The sequence below is a fragment of the Cellulomonas humilata genome (genome assembly GCF_013359775.1).
GTDB classification, from domain to species: Bacteria; Actinomycetota; Actinomycetes; order Actinomycetales; family Cellulomonadaceae; genus Cellulomonas; species Cellulomonas humilata.
Genome location: NZ_JABMCI010000060.1, coordinates 1 through 17102, shown reverse-complemented (window position 1 = coordinate 17102; position 17102 = coordinate 1). Strand labels below are relative to the sequence as shown.

The 17102-nt window shown below is 73.2% G+C and carries 15 protein-coding genes; 4 read left to right on the top strand and 11 right to left on the bottom strand.

The window, feature by feature from the left end:
- Positions 1 to 64: 64 nt before the first annotated feature.
- Both HP550_RS07650 and map read right to left on the bottom strand, forming a co-directional pair.
- Entirely contained in the window at positions 65 to 1582 is a 1518-nt protein-coding gene (locus HP550_RS07650) for a CoA-acylating methylmalonate-semialdehyde dehydrogenase (protein ID WP_175346998.1), read from the bottom strand.
- 214 nt (positions 1583 to 1796) lie between these two features.
- Positions 1797 to 2561, bottom strand: a complete 765-nt coding sequence (map, locus tag HP550_RS07645) for a type I methionyl aminopeptidase (protein ID WP_343048041.1) — start codon at positions 2559 to 2561, stop codon at positions 1797 to 1799.
- Positions 2562 to 2892: 331 nt separating this feature from the next.
- Between map and HP550_RS21940 the strand changes: the two genes are divergently transcribed.
- Positions 2893 to 3660, top strand: a complete 768-nt coding sequence (locus HP550_RS21940) for a VOC family protein (RefSeq protein ID WP_343048040.1) — start codon at positions 2893 to 2895, stop codon at positions 3658 to 3660.
- Positions 3661 to 3742: 82 nt separating this feature from the next.
- A complete protein-coding gene (locus HP550_RS22220; protein WP_343048039.1) occupies positions 3743 to 4627 on the top strand; it encodes a DUF2510 domain-containing protein in 885 nt (294 codons plus the stop codon).
- A 4-nt stretch (positions 4628 to 4631) separates the two neighbouring features.
- Here HP550_RS22220 and HP550_RS07625 read toward each other — a convergent pair whose 3' ends face one another.
- The 3 genes from HP550_RS07625 to aceA form a co-directional block, all read right to left on the bottom strand.
- Positions 4632 to 5414: an SDR family oxidoreductase gene (locus HP550_RS07625; protein ID WP_175346996.1), complete on the bottom strand. Its 783-nt coding sequence runs from the start codon at positions 5412 to 5414 to the stop codon at positions 4632 to 4634.
- 100 nt (positions 5415 to 5514) lie between these two features.
- Entirely contained in the window at positions 5515 to 7158 is a 1644-nt protein-coding gene (gene aceB / locus HP550_RS07620) for a malate synthase A (protein ID WP_175346995.1), read from the bottom strand.
- 112 nt (positions 7159 to 7270) lie between these two features.
- Entirely contained in the window at positions 7271 to 8569 is a 1299-nt protein-coding gene (gene aceA, locus HP550_RS07615) for an isocitrate lyase (RefSeq protein WP_175346994.1), read from the bottom strand.
- 150 nt (positions 8570 to 8719) lie between these two features.
- Here aceA and HP550_RS07610 point away from each other — a divergent pair, with 150 nt between their 5' ends.
- Positions 8720 to 10171: an XRE family transcriptional regulator gene (locus HP550_RS07610; RefSeq protein WP_175346993.1), complete on the top strand. Its 1452-nt coding sequence runs from the start codon at positions 8720 to 8722 to the stop codon at positions 10169 to 10171.
- A 1-nt stretch (position 10172) separates the two neighbouring features.
- Here HP550_RS07610 and HP550_RS07605 read toward each other — a convergent pair whose 3' ends face one another.
- The 5 genes from HP550_RS07605 to HP550_RS07585 are packed head-to-tail and all read right to left on the bottom strand — an operon-like array spanning position 10173 to position 16167.
- Positions 10173 to 11387, bottom strand: a complete 1215-nt coding sequence (locus HP550_RS07605) for a lipopolysaccharide biosynthesis protein (protein ID WP_175346992.1) — start codon at positions 11385 to 11387, stop codon at positions 10173 to 10175.
- The gene (locus HP550_RS23000) at positions 11384 to 12490 is read right to left on the bottom strand and encodes a glycosyltransferase (protein ID WP_175346991.1); all 1107 of its coding nucleotides are present in this window, start codon (positions 12488 to 12490) and stop codon (positions 11384 to 11386) included. The genes HP550_RS07605 and HP550_RS23000 overlap by 4 nt, the downstream gene beginning before the upstream one ends.
- A complete protein-coding gene (locus HP550_RS07595; protein WP_175346990.1) occupies positions 12487 to 13977 on the bottom strand; it encodes a glycosyltransferase family 39 protein in 1491 nt (496 codons plus the stop codon). The genes HP550_RS23000 and HP550_RS07595 overlap by 4 nt, the downstream gene beginning before the upstream one ends.
- Positions 13964 to 15379, bottom strand: coding sequence for a glycosyltransferase (locus HP550_RS07590; protein WP_175346989.1), 1416 nt, complete (start codon positions 15377 to 15379; stop codon positions 13964 to 13966). The genes HP550_RS07595 and HP550_RS07590 overlap by 14 nt, the downstream gene beginning before the upstream one ends.
- The gene (locus HP550_RS07585) at positions 15376 to 16167 is read right to left on the bottom strand and encodes a glycosyltransferase (RefSeq protein WP_175346988.1); all 792 of its coding nucleotides are present in this window, start codon (positions 16165 to 16167) and stop codon (positions 15376 to 15378) included. Before HP550_RS07585 ends, HP550_RS07590 begins: the two co-directional genes overlap by 4 nt.
- 395 nt (positions 16168 to 16562) lie before the next feature.
- On the opposite strand from HP550_RS07585, the gene HP550_RS07580 reads away from it, so the two are divergent.
- On the top strand, positions 16563 to 16835 hold the full coding sequence (locus tag HP550_RS07580; RefSeq protein ID WP_175346987.1) for a helix-turn-helix transcriptional regulator: 273 nt from the start codon (positions 16563 to 16565) through the stop codon (positions 16833 to 16835).
- Between the two features lie 9 nt (positions 16836 to 16844).
- Here HP550_RS07580 and HP550_RS07575 read toward each other — a convergent pair.
- Positions 16845 to 17102: excalibur calcium-binding domain-containing protein (locus HP550_RS07575; protein ID WP_175346986.1), on the bottom strand; the 258-nt coding region annotated here is incomplete at its 5' end.

Genomic DNA, 17102 nt, shown 5'->3' with positions numbered 1-17102 from the left:
TGGTCCCTGGCTGGGACGTCCGCACTCCGTCGGGTTCGGGCCTTCTCGAGTGCGGACGTTGCGGTCAGTGGGAGGTGGTGCGGCCGAAGTGGAAGCGGGCCGTCGCCGGGCTGCTCGGCCAGCGGCTGGTGACCACCTTGCCGCGCGTGTAGAAGCGCACCGACTCCGGGCCGTAGATGTGGCTCTCGCCGAACAGCGAGTTCTTCCACCCGCCGAACGAGTGCCACCCGACCGGCACGGGGATCGGCACGTTGATCCCGATCATACCGACGTTCACCGCACGCTGGAACGTGCGGGCCGCGTCGCCGGAGGACGTGAACAGCGCGGTGCCGTTGCCGTACGGGTTGGCGTTGACCAGGGCGATCGCCTCGGTGAGGTCTGCCGCCCGGATCACCACGAGCACCGGCCCGAAGATCTCCTCGACGTACGCCCGCATGTCCGTGGAGACGCCGTCGAGGACCGTGGGGCCGACGAAGAACCCGTTCTCGTGACCGGCCACCGTGTGCCCGCGACCGTCGACCACCGCGGACGCCCCGTTGGCGACCGCGTCGGTGACGATCTCCTCGATCCGCAGCTGGGACGCCTTGGTGATCACCGGGCCCATGTCGGAGTCGGGGTCGTTGCCGGGTGCGACCCGGACCTTCTCGGCCCCGGCCCGCAGCCGCTCGAGCAGCGCGTCGGCCACCTCGTCCACGACGACCGCCACCGAGATCGCCATGCACCGCTCGCCGGCGGCGCCGAACGCCGCACCGGTCAGGTGTGTGGCCGCGAGGTCCAGGTCGGCGTCGGCCAGCACGACCGCGTGGTTCTTGGCCCCGCCGAGCGCCTGCACCCGCTTGCCGTGCGCGGTGGCCGTGGCGTGCACGTGCTGCGCGATCGGCGTCGAGCCGACGAACGACACCGCCGCGATGTCCGGGTGCGTGAGCAGCGCGTCGACGGCCACCCGGTCGCCCTGCACCACCGAGAAGACGCCGTCCGGCAGCCCGGCGGCCTTCCACATCTTCGCCAGGAACAGCGACGCCGACGGGTCGCGCTCGGACGGCTTGAGGACGAACGCGTTGCCCGTGGCGATGGCCATCGGCGACATCCACAGCGGCACCATGGCCGGGAAGTTGAACGGCGTGATGCCGGCGACCACGCCCAGCGGCTCCCGGAACGAGAACACGTCGACACCCGTGGCCGCCTGGTCGGTGTACTCGCCCTTGAGCAGCTGCGGCATGCCGCAGGCGTACTCGATGACCTCGAGCCCGCGGGCGATCTCCCCGTGGGAGTCGGCCAGCACCTTGCCGTGCTCCGCGGTGATGATCGCGGCCAGCTCGTCGGTGTGCTGCACGATCTGCTCGCGCAGCGCGAACAGCACGGCGGCCCGCTTGGCGACCGGCTCCTGCGACCAGCTCTGCGCCGCGACGACCGCCGCCGCGACCGCCGCGTCGACGTCCGCCTGCTCCGCCAGGAGCACCCGGCCCGACACCTCCCCGGTCGCGGGGTCGTACACGTCCTGGGTGCGGGACCCCTCGGGGGTGGTCACCTGACCCCCGACGACGTGACCGATGAGCGGAGCAGTTTCGACGAGCGCGGACATCAGAGGCCCTCTTTCGTGCGGATCCGCCGGCGTTGCCGGATCGAGCCAATCTAAGTCCGCCGTCAAGAACAGGGAACGCCCGCCGGTCTGCGCCGGGCGAGAACAACCGTGGGGGCGTTCTGGTGGGTCAGAACGCCCCCAGGGTTGTTCTGGATCGATTCACCGGCCGGAGGGTGGACCGGCCTGTGGCGCGGCCTCGGACGTCGCGGTGCGGTCAGTCGCGGGCCGTGAGGACGAGCGGGCCGTCCGGGGTGATCGCGATCGTGTGCTCCGCGTGGGCGGCCAGGGAGCCGTCGCCGGTGCGGATGGTCCAGCCGTCGTCGTCGATCGTGTACTCGTCGCCGCCGGCCATGAACCACGGCTCGATGGCGATGACCAGGCCGGCCTTCAGCTTCTGGCCCGTGCCGGGGCGCCCGAGGTTGGGCACGTGCGGGTCCTCGTGCATGGTCCGCCCGACGCCGTGGCCCCCGAAGTCGGCGTTGATCCCGTACCCGCCCGCACGACCGATGGTGCCGATGGCCGACGAGATGTCGCCCATCCGCGCACCCGCGCGTGCGGCCTTGATCCCCGCGTCGAGGGCCTTCTCGGTGGTCTCGATCAGCTTCTGGACCGTCGGGTCCTGCGTGCCGACCTGGAACGTCAGCGCGGAGTCGGCCACCCAGCCCTGCACCTGCGCGGCGAAGTCGATGCTCAGCACGTCGCCGTCGGCCAGCACGTAGTCGGACGGCAGGCCGTGCAGGGCGGCGTCGTTGACGGAGGTGCACAGCACGCCCGGGTACGGCATCGCGCCGAACGACGGGTGGTAGCCCAGGTAGACCGAGTGGGCGCCGGCGGCGTCGATCATCTGGTGCGCGTGGGTGTCCAGCTGCTTGAGGGTCATCCCCTCGCGGGCGACGTCACGCAACGAGGACAGCACGCCGGCGACGAACTTCCCGGCGGGACGCATCTGATCGATCTGGGAGGGGTTCTTGAGAGCCACGCCTCCAGCCTGCCACGAGATGGGCAGGCAACAGCCCGTGGGCCAGGCCTCCGAAGAGACCCTGCCGCGAAGGACGAGGTCGCGGCTCCCACGGGCTGCGGTGACTGCCATGGATTCGCTCGCCGGTCCGGGTGGGCCTGCGGGCGGATCGTCTGTGCAATCCGTCCGAGTACTTTCGGGCGACTAGCGGACAGTCACCTCACGCGTCCTGGAATAGAACATGTCCTGGACCACCTCCTTCCCGTGTGCGACGACCGTACGTCCGGATTCCGCCGCCGCCAAGGGGTTTTCCGAGTGGCGAACACGGGAACACGTCGGGACGCTGGGACGCGTGATCTCCGCGCTGCACGTGCTGCTGGCCAGCTCCGACCCCGCCGCCGACCGCGCGTTCCTGCGGGACGTGCTCGGCTGGGCGTCGGTCGAGGACGCGTCCTCGGGCGACGGGTGGCTGATCTTCGCCCTCCCGCCCGCGGAGCTCGGCGTGCACCCCGGCGACAGTGCCGACGGGGCGACGCTGCACCTCATGTGCGACGACCTCGACCGGACGCTCGCTGACCTGGCGGCGAAGGGTGTCCGACCGCTCGGCCACCCGCAGACCGAGGACTGGGGCGTCGTCACCCGGATCCCGCTGCCCAGCGGCGGGTCGCTCGGGCTGTACGAGCCGCGGCACCCGTCGCCGCTCACGATCTTCGGCGGACCGGCCGTCCGGGAGCCGGTCACGCGGCACGCGGGCCTGGAGCTCTCCCTCTCGACGACCGTGCTGGAGGCGCGCGACGCCAACGCGCTCGGGGACTTCTACCGACGCCTGCTGGGCTGGCGCGTCATCGGCGAGGAGCCCGGCTGGGTGCTGCTCCGACCGCCCGCGGGCGGGACCGGCGTCGCGTTCAGCTCCGACCCGCTCTACGAGACCCCGGTCTGGCCGGCGACCACGGACCACCAGCAGATGATGGAGCACCTGGACGTCTGGGTGAACGACCTGACCCGCGGCGTCGAGCACGCGCTCGCGCAGGGAGCGAGCCTGGCGGGCTTCCAGCCGCAGGAGGACGTCCGCGTCATGCTCGACCCGGCGGGCCACCCGTTCTGCCTCTTCGAGAGCTGACGGGCCGCCGGCCTGGGTCAAGAACACCCGGTCCGCTGCCGATGTCGTCAGCAGCCTCGATGTGCCGACGACTGGAGCCGACGTGACCACGCCCACCACCGGGAACCCTCCTGCGGGCTGGTACACGGACCCGGGCGACCCGGCGGGGCAGCGCTGGTTCGACGGCACCAGCTGGACCACCCACGTGCAGGCTCCGCCGGCCGCCGCACCCGTCCCGGTGCCCGCGCCCGCGCCGGTCGTCTCGCAGTACGGCCAGGGGTTCGAGCCGTCGACCCCCGACGCGATCTCGCCCGAGTACCGGTTCGGCCAGGCCGACGCCTCGTCCCGGTTCGGGTACCCCGCCGCGGCCACGTCCCGGTTCGACTACCCCGCTGCCTCCTCCTCTCCTGCCGAGGCCAGCTCGCGCTTCGGGTACAGCGCCCCGGCGGTCGGCGGCGGCTGGATCCAGCCGGTCGAGAGCCACTACCTGATCAACCCGTCGTCCGACCTGGGCGACGGCAAGAACACCCCGGCACGGGTCGCGCTGCTGGTCTCGATCCTGGCGGTGCTCGGCGTGCCGATCGCCGCGGTCGCCGGGATCATCCTGTCGATCGTCGGGCTCAAGCGCGCCCGGACGCTCGAGGCGGCCGGGTGGGAGCCCAAGGGCCGGGGCCGGGCGCGGTGGGCGCTGGCCCTGTCGATCCTCGGTGCGGTGATCAGTGCGTTCCTCGTGGCCAACGTCGTGCGGCTCGCGATGACCGAGGCGACCGTGGATGTGGTCGGCTACGACGCCCAGGCGTTCGAGACCGAGATCGCCGCCGGGATCTCCGCGCAGACCGGCATCGCCACGACGGTGCAGTGCCCCGACCAGCTGGTCACCGGCGCCGCGACGACGTTCCAGTGCGTCGCGGTCGACCCCGCAGGCGTGCCGACGACCGTGACCGTGCAGACCGACGCCACCGGCGCCTGGACCTGGCAGCTCGGCTGACGCGCTAGCGGGTCGACCGGGTCCGGAGCCACTCCGCGAAGGTCTGCTGCCCGACCGCGTGCTCCGGAGCGAGGTGTGCTCCGCTCCGGAACGCGCGCAGGGGTCCCGGGAACGGCACGGTGCACACCGGACGTCGCCGGCCGGTCGCCGCGAGGTACGTGCGCATGAGCTCGGTGGTGCTGAGCACCTGCGGACCGCCCAGGTCGTCCGCGCGGCCGGACGGGCCGGCGTCGACCAGCTCCGCCAGCCGCGCGGCGACCTCGCGCACGGCGACGGGCTGGTCGTCCATGCCCGCCGGGGCGAGCGCGACGGGTCCGCGCGACAGGTAGTCCAGCAGGGTGGCGACGAAGTCGTGGAACTGCGTCGCGCGCAGGATCGTCCACGGGACGTCGCCGTCCTCGACGATCTCCTCGACCCTGTGCTTGGCCTTGTAGTAGGCGAACGGCACCCGGTCGACGCCGACGATAGAGACGTAGACCAGGTGCGGGACGTGAGCCGCGCGGGCCGCGAGCAGCAGCTGCACGGCGGCGTCGAGGTCGTCGTCGGGCTTGCGCGGGTCGCTGGCGCAGTGCACCACGGCCGTCACCCCGTCGAGCGCCGGGCGCAGACCGACCCCGGTGAGCAGGTCACCGACCACCCACTCGACCGCGGCGGGGGCGGCCGGCGAGCGGTCGCGCCGGCTGAGCACCCGCACGGGCCGGCCGGCGTCGAGGAGCGTGTGCACGAGGGCACGGCCCAGGGTCCCGGTGCCGCCGGTCACCAGCACGGGGCGTTCGTCGTCAGCCATGCCCTGGATCCTCGCCGATGACGCCCGCCGAATGCGAGACCCGGGGGACGTGCGACGCGGCCCGGGTCGTCGTTGACCCGGGCCGCATCGCGGTCGCTCCTCAGCCGCGGTCGACCAGGAACTGCGTGTACGCCGGCACCGTGAGGAACGTCGGGAAGTCCTCCGCCAGGGCGACCTGCCGGAACAGGTCGGCCGCGTCGTCGTACCGGTCCCCGTCCCACCGCGGCAGCTCGGCCAGCACGTCGGCCAGCACCTGCTCGACCCGCGCGGCGTCGATACGTGTGCCCTCGGCGGTGACGACCTCCTGGTGCACCCACTGCCACACCTGCGACCGCGAGATCTCGGCCGTGGCGGCGTCCTCCATGAGGTGGTCGATGGCGACCGCGCCCATGCCCCGCAGCCACGCCTCGAGGTAACGGACGCCCACCGACACGTTGCCGCGCAGCCCGCCGTCGGTGACGGCACCGGGCTCGCCGCCGCCGGCCGACGGGATGTCCAGCAGGTCCGCGGCGGTCACGTGCACGTCCTCGCGGAGCCGGTGCCGCTGGTCGATGCGGTCGCCGAGCGCCTCGTCGAACACCTCCCGCGCGACCGGGACGAGGTCCGGGTGAGCCACCCAGGTGCCGTCGTACCCCTGCCCGGCCTCCCGCTGCTTGTCCGCCCTGACCTGCGCCAGCGCCTTGTCGGTGACCTCCGGGTCGCGGCGGTCGGGGATGAAGGCGCTCATGCCGCCGATGGCCTGCGCGCCCCGCTTGTGGCAGGTGGCGACGAGCAGCTCGGTGTACGCCTTCATGAACGGGACCGTCATCGTCACGCTGCCGCGGTCCGGCAGGACGAAGCGCGGTCCGCGAGCGCGGAAGTTCTTGATGACGCTGAAGATGTAGTCCCAGCGGCCGGCGTTCAGACCCGCGCAGTGGTCGCGCAGCTCGTAGAGGATCTCCTCCATCTCGAACGCGGCCGTGATGGTCTCGATGAGCACCGTCGCGCGGATGGTGCCGTACCGCAGGCCCAGGTACGTCTCGGTGAACCGGAAGACCTCGTCCCAGAGGCGCGCCTCCAGGTGGCCCTCCAGCTTGGGCAGGTAGAGGTACGGACCGCGTCCCGAGTCGATGAGCGCCTGCGCGTTGTGGAACAGGTACAGGCCGGCGTCGACCAGGCTCGCGGAGGCCGCACACGTCTGACCCGCGCGGTCCGTGAAGTCCAGGTGCTTCTCGGTCAGGTGCCAGCCGCGGGGACGGAACACGATCGTCGGGGTCCCCGCACCGACCGTGTACTCCTTGCCCTCGGGCGACGTGAAGTCGATCTGCCCGCGGATGGCGTCGAACAGCGAGTGCTGGCCGCCGATGACGTTGGTCCACGTGGGGCTGGTGGCGTCCTCCATGTCCGCCAGCCACACCTTGGCGCCGCTGTTCAACGCGTTGATCGTCATCTTGCGGTCGGTGGGGCCGGTGATCTCGACGCGCCGGTCCTCCAGGCCCGGACCCGGACCGGCCACGCGCCAGCTCGGGTCCGCCCGGATGCCCGCCGTCAGGGGCAGGAAGTCGGGGTCGGCACCGTTGGAGAACCGCGTCCGGCGGTGCTGGCGGCCCAGCAGCAGGTCGTGCCGGCGGCTGGAGAAGCGCAGGTGCAGGTCGGTGAGGAAGTCGATCGCCTCGGTGGTGAGGATCTCGGTCGTGCCGGGCAGGGACGGCCCGGTCTGCGACAGATGAGGGCGGATGAGCGGCGGGGGGATGGTGATGGTCATGGCTGTGCTCCTGGTGCTGGGGGCCACGAGTTCGGCAGTTCCGGTCGAGTTCGGTTGCTACAGCTGCCGAACTCGACGCGAACTACCGAACTCGCGGCCTGGGGAAGGGAGGTCAGTGGGTGAACTGGGCCGTCTCCGTGCTGCCCGCTAGCGCGAGGGTGGCGCTCTCCGGGCTGATCGCGGTGGCGACGCGGTCGAAGTAGCCGGTGCCGACCTCGCGCTGGTGACGCGTGGCGGTGTAGCCGTCGGACTCGGAGGCGATCTCGGCCTCCTGGAGCTCGACGTACGCGCTCATGCCGCGCTCGGCGTAGCCGCGGGCGAGGTCGAACATCGAGTGGTTGAGGGCGTGGAAGCCGGCCAGGGTGATGAACTGGAACACGTACCCGTGGCCGGCCAGCTCCCGCTGGAACCGCGCGATCTGCAGGTCGTCCAGCTGCGAGCGCCAGTGGAACGACGGCGAGCAGTTGTACGCCAGGAGCTTGCCGGGGAACCGGTCGTGGATCCGCTCGGCGAACTCGATCGCGGCCGCGACGTCCGGCGTCGACGTCTCCACCCAGATGAGGTCGGAGTGCGGCGCGTACGCCTCCGCGCGAGCGACGACGGGGTCCAGTCCGGGGCGCACCCGGTAATAGCCCTCGGCGGTCCGCTCCCCGGTGAGGAACGGCTCGTCGCGGCTGTCGATGTCCGAGGTCAGCAGGTCGGCGCCGAGGGCGTCGGTGCGCGCGACGATGACCGTCGGCACCCCGGCGACGTCGGCCGCGAGCCGCGCGGCGGACAGGGTCCGCACGTGCTGCGACGTCGGAACCAGGACCTTGCCGCCCAGGTGGCCGCACTTCTTCTCGGCCGCCAGCTGGTCCTCCCAGTGCACGCCGGCCGCTCCCGCCTGGATCATCGAGTGCATGAGCTCGTAGGCGTTCAGCGGCCCACCGAACCCGGCCTCGGCGTCGGCGACGATCGGCGCCAGCCACTCACGGCTGCGTCGACCGGTCTCGGCGAACTCGATCTGGTCGGCGCGCAGGAGCGCGTTGTTGATCCGGCGGACCACCGCGGGCACCGAGTTGACCGGGTACAGGGACTGGTCGGGGTACGTCTGGCCCGAGAGGTTGGCGTCGGCCGCCACCTGCCAGCCGGACAGGTAGATGGCCTCGAGCCCGGCGCGGACCTGCTGCACGGCCTGGTTCCCGGTGAGCGCACCCAGCGCCGGCAGCAGCGTGCGGGAGTGCAGGAGCTGCCAGAGCCGCTCGGCGCCGCGGCGGGCGAGCGTGCTCTCCTCGCGGACCGACCCCCGCAGGGCGACGACGTCCTCGGCGGTGTGGGTGCGGCGGATGCCGGCCCACCGCGCGTCGAGGTCCCAGCTCGCCGCGAGCTCGGCCGCGGTCTCGGTCTGGTCGCCGTGCCTGTACGTGCTCATCGTGATCCTCCGTCATTGGCGGTTCTTCTCGGCCCTTCGGCCTGACCTCGACTTTCCTCGCTGTTCCACAGTTCTTCCCCGGCAAAGTCCGCAGAAGATCGGCGTTCCTTCTCCTGGACAGAAGCGCAGACGCCGGGCGATGGTGGAGGCATGACAACGACGGCCAACGGCGGCCTCGACACGCTGGTGCTGGGACGACGGATCCGGCACCTGCGCACGGGCCGGAACATGACGCTCGACGACCTGGGCACGGCGATCGGCCGGGCACCCTCGCAGGTCTCCATGCTGGAGAACGGTCACCGCGAGCCCAAGCTCTCGCTGCTGGCGCAGGTGGCGGAGGCGCTCGACGTCCCGCTGTCGGAGCTGCTGCGCACCGAGCCGCCCACCCGGCGTGCGGCGCTGGAGGTCGAGCTGGAGCGCGCGCAGCGGGGACCCCTCTTCGCCTCCCTCGGCGTCTCACCGGTGAAGGTCAGTCGCTCGCTGCCGGCCGACGCCCTCGAGGCCCTGGTCCGCCTCCAGGCGGAGATCCAGCGCCTGCTCACCGAGAACGCGGCCACCCCGGAGGAGGCCCGCCGGGCCAACGCCGAGCTGCGGATCCGCATGCGCGCGCAGGACAACTACTTCCCGGAGCTCGAGGACCACGCCCGCCGCCTGCTCACGGCGATCGACCACCCGGGCGGTCCGCTGAGCCAGCGCGCGACCGCGGACATCGCCGCGCACCTGGGCTTCGGCCTCCACTACGTGCCCGACCTGCCGCACTCCACGCGCTCGGTCACCGACCTGGCCAACGGCCGCATCTACCTGCCCCAGGGCAACCCCGGCACCAGCGACGCCCGCTCACCGCTCCTGCAGGCCATCGCCAGCCACGTGCTCGGCCACGCGGAGCCCAAGGACTACGGCGACTTCCTGCGCCAGCGCGTCGAGGCCAACTACCTGGCCGCCGCGCTGATGCTCCCGGAGGACGGCGCGGTGCCGTTCCTCCAGGAGGCGAAGGCCGAGCGGCGGCTGTCGGTGGAGGACCTGCGCGACGCCTTCGCGGTGCCCTACGAGACCGCCGCGCACCGGTTCACCAATCTGGCGACGCGCCACCTGGGCATCCCCGTGCACTTCATGAAGGTCCACGAGGGCGGCACCCTGCACAAGGCGTACGAGAACGACGGCGTGAAGTTCCCGGCCGACCCGCTGGGCGCCATCGAGGGCCAGCCCGTGTGCCGGCAGTGGACCGCGCGCGTGGTGTTCACGCTGCCCGACCGGTTCTCGCCGTACTATCAGTACACCGACACGTCGTCCGGCACGTACTGGTGCACCAGCCGCGTGCAGCCGTCGTCGCAGGGCGCGTTCTCCGTGTCGGTCGGGGTGCCGTTCGCGCACGTGCGCTGGTTCCGCGGGCGGGAGACCACCGAGCGCGCGGCGTCCAAGTGCCCGGACCCGATGTGCTGCCGCCAGCCCCCGACGGACCTCCAGGAGCGCTGGGCCGACAAGTCCTGGCCGAGCGCCCGCCCGCACGCGTCCCTGCTGGCCGCGCTGCCGGTGGGGGTGTTCCCGGGGGTGGACACGACGGAGGTCTACCGGTTCCTGGACCGGCACGCGCCGACGGCCTGAGCTACGCGACGGCGACCGGCGGCCGGCGGGTCGCCACCAGGCACACCACCAGCAACGTCGCCAGGACGGTGACGTTGGTGACCGCGTACGCCCCGACGCCCCCCAGCTGACCGACGAGCCCCAGCGCGACGGGCTGGAGGACGGCCGCCGGCACGACGAGGCGCAGTGCTCGGCGGTGCTGGTCGCGCGCCTGGACCGCGGAGACGAGCACGGTGGTCAGCGCCACGCACAGTCCGGCCGCCGCGGTGGCGGGCAGCAGCACCCGGACCTGGTCGACGTGCGACCCGGCGGCGAGGGTCAGCAGCGCGGTCGGAGCCACGCACATCACGACGGCGACAGGGACCGCGAGCACGAGCAGCAGGCGCACCGACCGGCGCACCAGCCCGGCGACCTCGTCGGGGGCGGCGGCCGCGATCTGCGGGTAGAAGGCGAGCGCGACCGAGGCCGCGACGAACAGCGGCACGCGGCCGAGCAGGGCGGCGACCTGGTACGCGGCGGCGTCGTCGACCGCGAAGCCCGCGCTCGCCGCGAGCACGGTGTCGACGGACCCGAGCGCAGCCAGGGCCACCTGGACGGAGCCGAGCAGCAGGGCCAGTCGCGTCAGGTCACCGAGGCCGCCCAGGCGGAGCGGGCGAACCCCGCGGCACAGCACGCACCCGGCGACGAACAGCGCCGCGGACCCCACCGCGAAGCCGGTCACCGGCGCGAGCGGGTCGGCGGCGACCGCCAGCAGCAGCCACGCGGACAGGCCGATCCGGACCGCCGTCTCCAGCAGCCGCAGCCCCGCGATCGTGCCCAGCCGGCCCCGTCCTTGCAGGACGCCGAGGGGGGCGACGACGACCGAGAGCGTGAACGCCGCGACCGCCGAGGCGGCTGCCAGGGCCGCGCCGGACGTCGCGACGACGATCGCGAAGGTCAACGCGGCGAACACCGCACCCTGCACCGCCGAGGCGACCAGGCCGAAGCCCGCGCCCTGGCCCGGGTCGCGTCCCGTCGCGACGTGCCGCGCGACAGCCCACGGGATCGCCGCCATCGCCCCGGACCCGAGGACCAGCAGGAGGGACTGGACCGAGGCGTACGCGACGTAGTCGCCGGCCGACAGGACGTGCACGAGCACGAGGGCGAACGCGTAGTTGGCCCCCGCGACGACCAGGCTCGTCGCGGACAGCAGGACCGCGCCCCGATCGGCCGTCGGTGGCGCCTGCGTCGTGGTCATCGGCCGAGCACCTCGTCGTACACCGCGGCCTGGGCTGCGGCGGCGTTGTCCCAGGTCAGGTGCTGCACGTGCCGCACGCCCTGCGCGCCGAGCCGCTCTCGGAGCGGGCGGTCGGTGGCCAGCTCACCGAGCGCCGCCGCGAAGGCGGGGACGTCGAACGCCGGCACCCGACGGCCCGTCCCGTCCGTCACCAGCGTGCGCAGGCAGTCGATGTCGAACGCGACGACCGGCGTCCCGACGGCCAACGACTCGGCGGCGACCATCCCGAACGTCTCGTACCGCGACGGCATGGCGACGAACGCGGCGTCCGCGAGCCAGGCGAACCGTTCCTCGTGGGCGATCGCGCCGACGAACCGCACCGACCCGGTCACCCCGAGCGCTGCCGCCCGGTCCTGCAGGCGCCGGCCGTCGGGTCCGATGCCGCCGAGGTGCAGCTCGACCCCGGGAGGCACGGCACCGGACGTCGTCGCGCGCGCCCAGGCCTCCAGCAGCAGGCCGAGGCCCTTCTGGGCGTCCTCGAGCCGGCCCAGGTACTTCACGTGCCGTCGCGCCCCGGTCTGCGGGGTCGTGAACGCGGCAGGCGGGAGCCCGTTGGGCACGACGTCGACCTGCGCGCCGGGGCTGAGCGTCCGCAGCCGGTCGCCCAGGTCGTCGGACACGGCGACCAGCCGCCGGTGCGCCCGGACGCCGGACCGCTCGATCCCCGCCAGCGGGAGGTGGTACTGCCGGCCCTTCTCCTCCGCGAACAGCCACTGCACCACCCCGACGACCGGGCGGGACGTCGCCCGCGGCAGGCCCCAGGTGGAGATCGGCGCCCCGAAGTCCTCGACCACGAGGTCAGGACGGTGCTTCCGCACGGTCCAGGGCTGGGCCAGGAAGTACGACGGGACGGCCAGCAGGTACGTGTCGGCCGCCCCCGCGTGGGTGTACCGGACGCCCTCGGCCTCGTACGGGGTGCAGCCGGGGAACCGGGCGCTGACCACCGTGATGTCGTACCGGTCGGCGAGGCGCGAGTTGATCTCGTGGGTACGCACGGCGCCACCCCCGGCGCCGGGCTTGCGGGGGTCCTCGAACCCGAGGTGCAGCACCCGTGGGCGGCTCACGGCTGCACGTCCCACAGCTCGAGCGTGTTCTCCCGGCCGACGACCGTGTGCACGAGCGTGCCGTGGTCGCGCAGGTCGTCGACGAAGCCCTGGTCCGCGACGCCGTACCCCTGCGCGACGAGCACGGGCGAGAGGAGCACGTAGTCGGTGTCGCCGAGCGCGACGGTCGTCGGGTCCGAGGAGAGCCGGTACCCGTGCAGGAGGAACTGGGCGCTGTCCTCCGTCACCAGGATCGTCGACCCCTCCGGCACGTGGTCCTGCGCCCACGCGAACATCTGCAGGTACACGTCGTCGCGCTGCGTGTGGACGACCACCCACGACGCCACCTGCCCGAGCAGCACCACCGCCACCACCGGGACCGCCACGGCAAGTCGGGCCCGGTCGAGGACGACGGCCAGCGCGACGACGGACGGAGCGAGCGCGATGTAGAACATCTGCTCCTCGAGCGAGCCGAGCACGACGGCGTACGTCACGTAGGCCCAGGACGCCGTCGCCCACGCGGCTACCACCACCTGGAGCGCCTGGCGGGCGTCGAGCGGGCCCGGTCGACGTGCCCGGAGCGCGAGGATGCACAGCGTCAGGGCGCACAGGCCACCCGCGACGAGGACGACGTAGGTGATCCCGACCTCCGCCACGTTCGGCAGCACCCGGTCCCAGAGCGAGACCTCGGCGTCGGGCGCGTTGAACCCGGTCGCCTGGTCGACGCCGAGCAGACGCTGCAGCCCAGTGAGGCGCATCGCCCACCAGAGCTCCGGACCGGCCCACGCGGCCATCGCCCCGTTCACCAGCACGTACCCGCCGACGGAGCCCGCCGTCGCGACGAGCAGCCGGCGCCGGACCACCCCCGACGTCGCGATCGCCACCAGGAGCAGCGTGGCGACGGCGACCATGCCGAACGTCTCCTTGGTCCCCAGGCACAGCCCGCCCGCGACCGCCGTCGCCGCCACCCACCGCCGACCGCGCCCGCGGGCGACCTGCACCGCGGCGGCGACCATCGCGACCACCGCCAGCTGCGCGAACGCCTCGAGCATGAGGCGGGTGTCGAACCGGATCGCGAACGGGTCGAGCGCGAGCAGCAGCCCCGCGACGACCGCGGCGCGGCGCAGACCGGAGGAGCGCAGCACGGCGACGACGACAGCGACCACACCGACCCCGGCGAGCGCGACGAACGGGCGCAACGCCACGATGAGGGCCGCCCGGTCCGGGGCCGCCACCAGGTCGGCGGGCAGCATGAGCAGCAGGAACGCCAGCGGCGGGTGCAGGACGAACGGCAGCCCGTGCAGCAGAGGGCCGTGCACCAGGCCCGTCGACGCCGCGATCTCGGCGTAGGTCGCCTCGTCGAGGAACAGGTCGTGGGTGGTCGCGATGCCGATCAGCCGTGCCGCGCCGGCCAGCGCGGCGAGCGCCACGACGGCGAGGACGGCCCGGCGGTCCCGCGACCTCCCGACGACCTCCCCCCGCGGCCGGACCAGCTCAGACGTGGTCACGGGCAGCCGGTCGCAGCCGGAGCAGGTCGGCGGTGCGGGCGACCTCGAGCGTCACACCGGCCGCTGCCGGCTCCACCCCCCACCGGCTGAGCGCCACGTGGGCGGCGTCGAGGTCCGCCCCTCGGAGCAGGACGGTGACGTGGGCGTCGTCGACCTGCCAGCTGTCCGTCTGACGGAGCAGGACCTGCCAGTCGTCGGGCATGAGCTCGACGGGGACGGTGGCCGCGACGGCGGCGTCCGAGAGGTGGCGCTGGTCCTTGCGACCACGCGCGAGTCTGAGCTCCTCGGCGTGCAGCGCGACCTCGACGCGGCCGGTCATCGTGGCCCACGTGAAGTTCCCGGCCCATTCGCGGGCGTCGGCGGCGTAGCGCTCGGCGCGGTGGGGCGAACCGAGCTCGGTGAGACGGTCGGCGATCTCCGCCGAGAGGTTCGCGTCGTCCTCGACGAGCCATCCCGTGGTCGCGTCGACGATCGAGTCGCGCAGGCCGGGACGGCGGTACGCGAGCACGGGGACGCCGAGCGCGTTCGCCTCGACGACGGACAGACCCCACCCCTCGCCCGCCGACGCGTTGACCGACATCCACGCCGCAGCGAGCACCTGGTCGCGGCCGGCGTCGTCGAGGTCGTCCCGGAAGTCGACCTGCCCGGCGATCCCGAGCGACTCCGCCAGCGCGATGAGCCGAGCACGCTCGGGGCCGCGGCCCACGACCACCAGCCGAGCGTCACGGTGGGCGGCGAGCACCCCGGGGAAGGCGCTGACGACGAGATCGGTGCGCTTGTGCGGGACCAGACGTCCGACGCACACCACGGAGGGGTACTCGGTCCGCGGCACGTCCACGGGCGTCACGGACCACCCGGGGGGCGCCACCCAGATGTCGCCGCGCAGCCGGAGCTGGCGGCGGGCCCCCGTCCGGGTCGACGGGGACACCGCCACGATCGCGCGCCGGCCGTAGACGCGTCGGCTGACGGGTCCCTCGAGCCACCGGCCGAACGCCGCGACCGGCCGCGGGAAGTAGGCGGAGAACTGCTCCTGGTGGATGTGGTGCAGCAGCATCACGACGGGAGTCCGACGACGCACGGCGAGCGGCGTGAAGAAGGGGATGCCGTTCTGGGAGTCGAGGACACCGCCGACGGACCGGCGGTGCCACAGGAGCCACCAGAGGGCGACGGCGTAGACCGTGAACCGTCCGCCGCCACGGACGATGCGGTACCCGTCGCGCTGCTCGTGGCGAGGCCGGCCCGCGACGGCCGCGCACAGCAGGACGACGTCGAACCCTTGCGCGGCGAAGCGTGCGGCGAGCTCCTGGCAGACGACCTCGGCCCCGCCGGCCTCGGGGTGGTCCAGGTCGCGCCAGTTGGTGATGACCAGTGTCCTGCGCGGCTCGGTCGTCGGTTCGCTCACGCCGGCGCGACCTCGCTGCGCAGGACGCGTCGCACCCGCGAGAGCTCCCGGAACGCGGTCAGGCCGTCCCGCACGGGCGAGAACGTCGAGCCGGGGCTGTCGGTCCAGGAGACGGGAAGCTCCATGACCCGCAGGCCGGCGTCCCGGGCGCGGGCCAGGAGCTCGACGTCGAACGCGAAGCCGTCGATCTGCGACGCCGCGAACACCGGCTTGATCGCCTCGGTCCGGAACATCTTCAGACCGCACTGCGTGTCGCTCACCTGGCCGACGATCCGCGAGGCGGCGAGGTTGAACGCCCGAGAGCCCGCGCGGCGCAGCGGCGCCTGCGGCACCAGGTAGACGCCGCCCAGCGCGCGGCGCGACCCGATCACGGCGTCCCACCCGTGCTTCAGGAGCATGAGGCCGGTGATCAGCGCCTGCGGCGGCGTCGACTGGTCGGCGTCGAGGTAGGCGACGAACGGTGCGTCTGCTCGGCGGATGCCGGCGCGCACCGCAGCACCCTTGCCCTGTGCGCGGCAGTTCACCACCTCGATCGGGATGAGGTGGCTCCCCCTCGACCGGACCACCTGGTCGACCGTGTCGTCGACGGACGCGTTGTCGACCACGAGGACCCGGGCGCGCGTGCCGGTGCGGCTCAGGGTCCCGCACAGCGCGTCGAGGGTGGCGCCGATCCGGGCTGCCTCGTTGTACGCCGGCACGATGATGTCGAGCTCGGGGACCGGCGTCGACGTCGTGCGGACGGTCGCCTCCGCGGTGTGGGCGTGGTCCTGCACGGAGTCGTCGGGCACGGGTCCTCCTGTGGTCGGTACGACCGCTCTTCGTCGAGTCGCCGCACAGTGAGTGAGGGCCGGTGGCCCGTGGGGAGCACGGTAGGTGGGGGATTCGGACACCGGTAAGGGGCTGGCGACAGGTCCACTCGGTGGAGTGGACAGTTGTCCAGGAGCGTGACTCCAGTGACATGGGTGCAGCCCCCTGACCCGCTCGCCGACCGGCCGCGGTTCGGGCGCCGAGCGGTCCCACTTGGGTCGCCGCCGGTCCCACCCGGGTTGCCCGGGCCGGTGACCCGGACGCGATGCGGGCCACGGGGGCCCGGCAAGTTCACCCCCTCGCGTTGTCGCGTTTGTGGGGGTGCTCGTCCCACAGGTCGAGATCGTTGTCGACGTCTGCGGTTAACGTGCTTGGCATGACCCCGCGCACCGAGCGCTATCGCGTCGCACCCTGGACCGGTGCCGTCGCCGCGCAGCTGCGTGCGGAGCGCGCCGCCGCGGGACTGACGCAAGAGGGCCTCGCCGCCCGCGCCGGCGTCCCGCGCACCACGTACAAGCGGATGGAAGCGGGCGAGCGGGCGATCTCCTTCGCCCAGGTCGCCCTCGTCCTGGCCGCCCTCCCGGCCCTGGAGATGTCCGAGTTCGTGCTCCGCGCCGAGCGCAGGCTCGCGACCCCCGACGCCGAGTAGCGCGGGCGGTCAGCGGGCGCAGGCGATCCCGTCGCCGTCGCGGTCGAGCTTGCTGCTGTAGCCCGGCTGGCCCGCGTGCAGCGGTGCGGCACCCGCGGCCCGGACGTCGGCGCAGCTCTTGTAGACGACCGTGCTGCCCGACGACGCCGGCGGTGCCGCCGCGGGCGCAGGTGCGCTGGTCGGCGCGGTCGCGGCCGCGCTCGTCGGCGCCTTCGTCGTGGTCTTCGTCGCGGCCGCCGCCGCGGCGACCCGTGCCGCCTCCGCCTC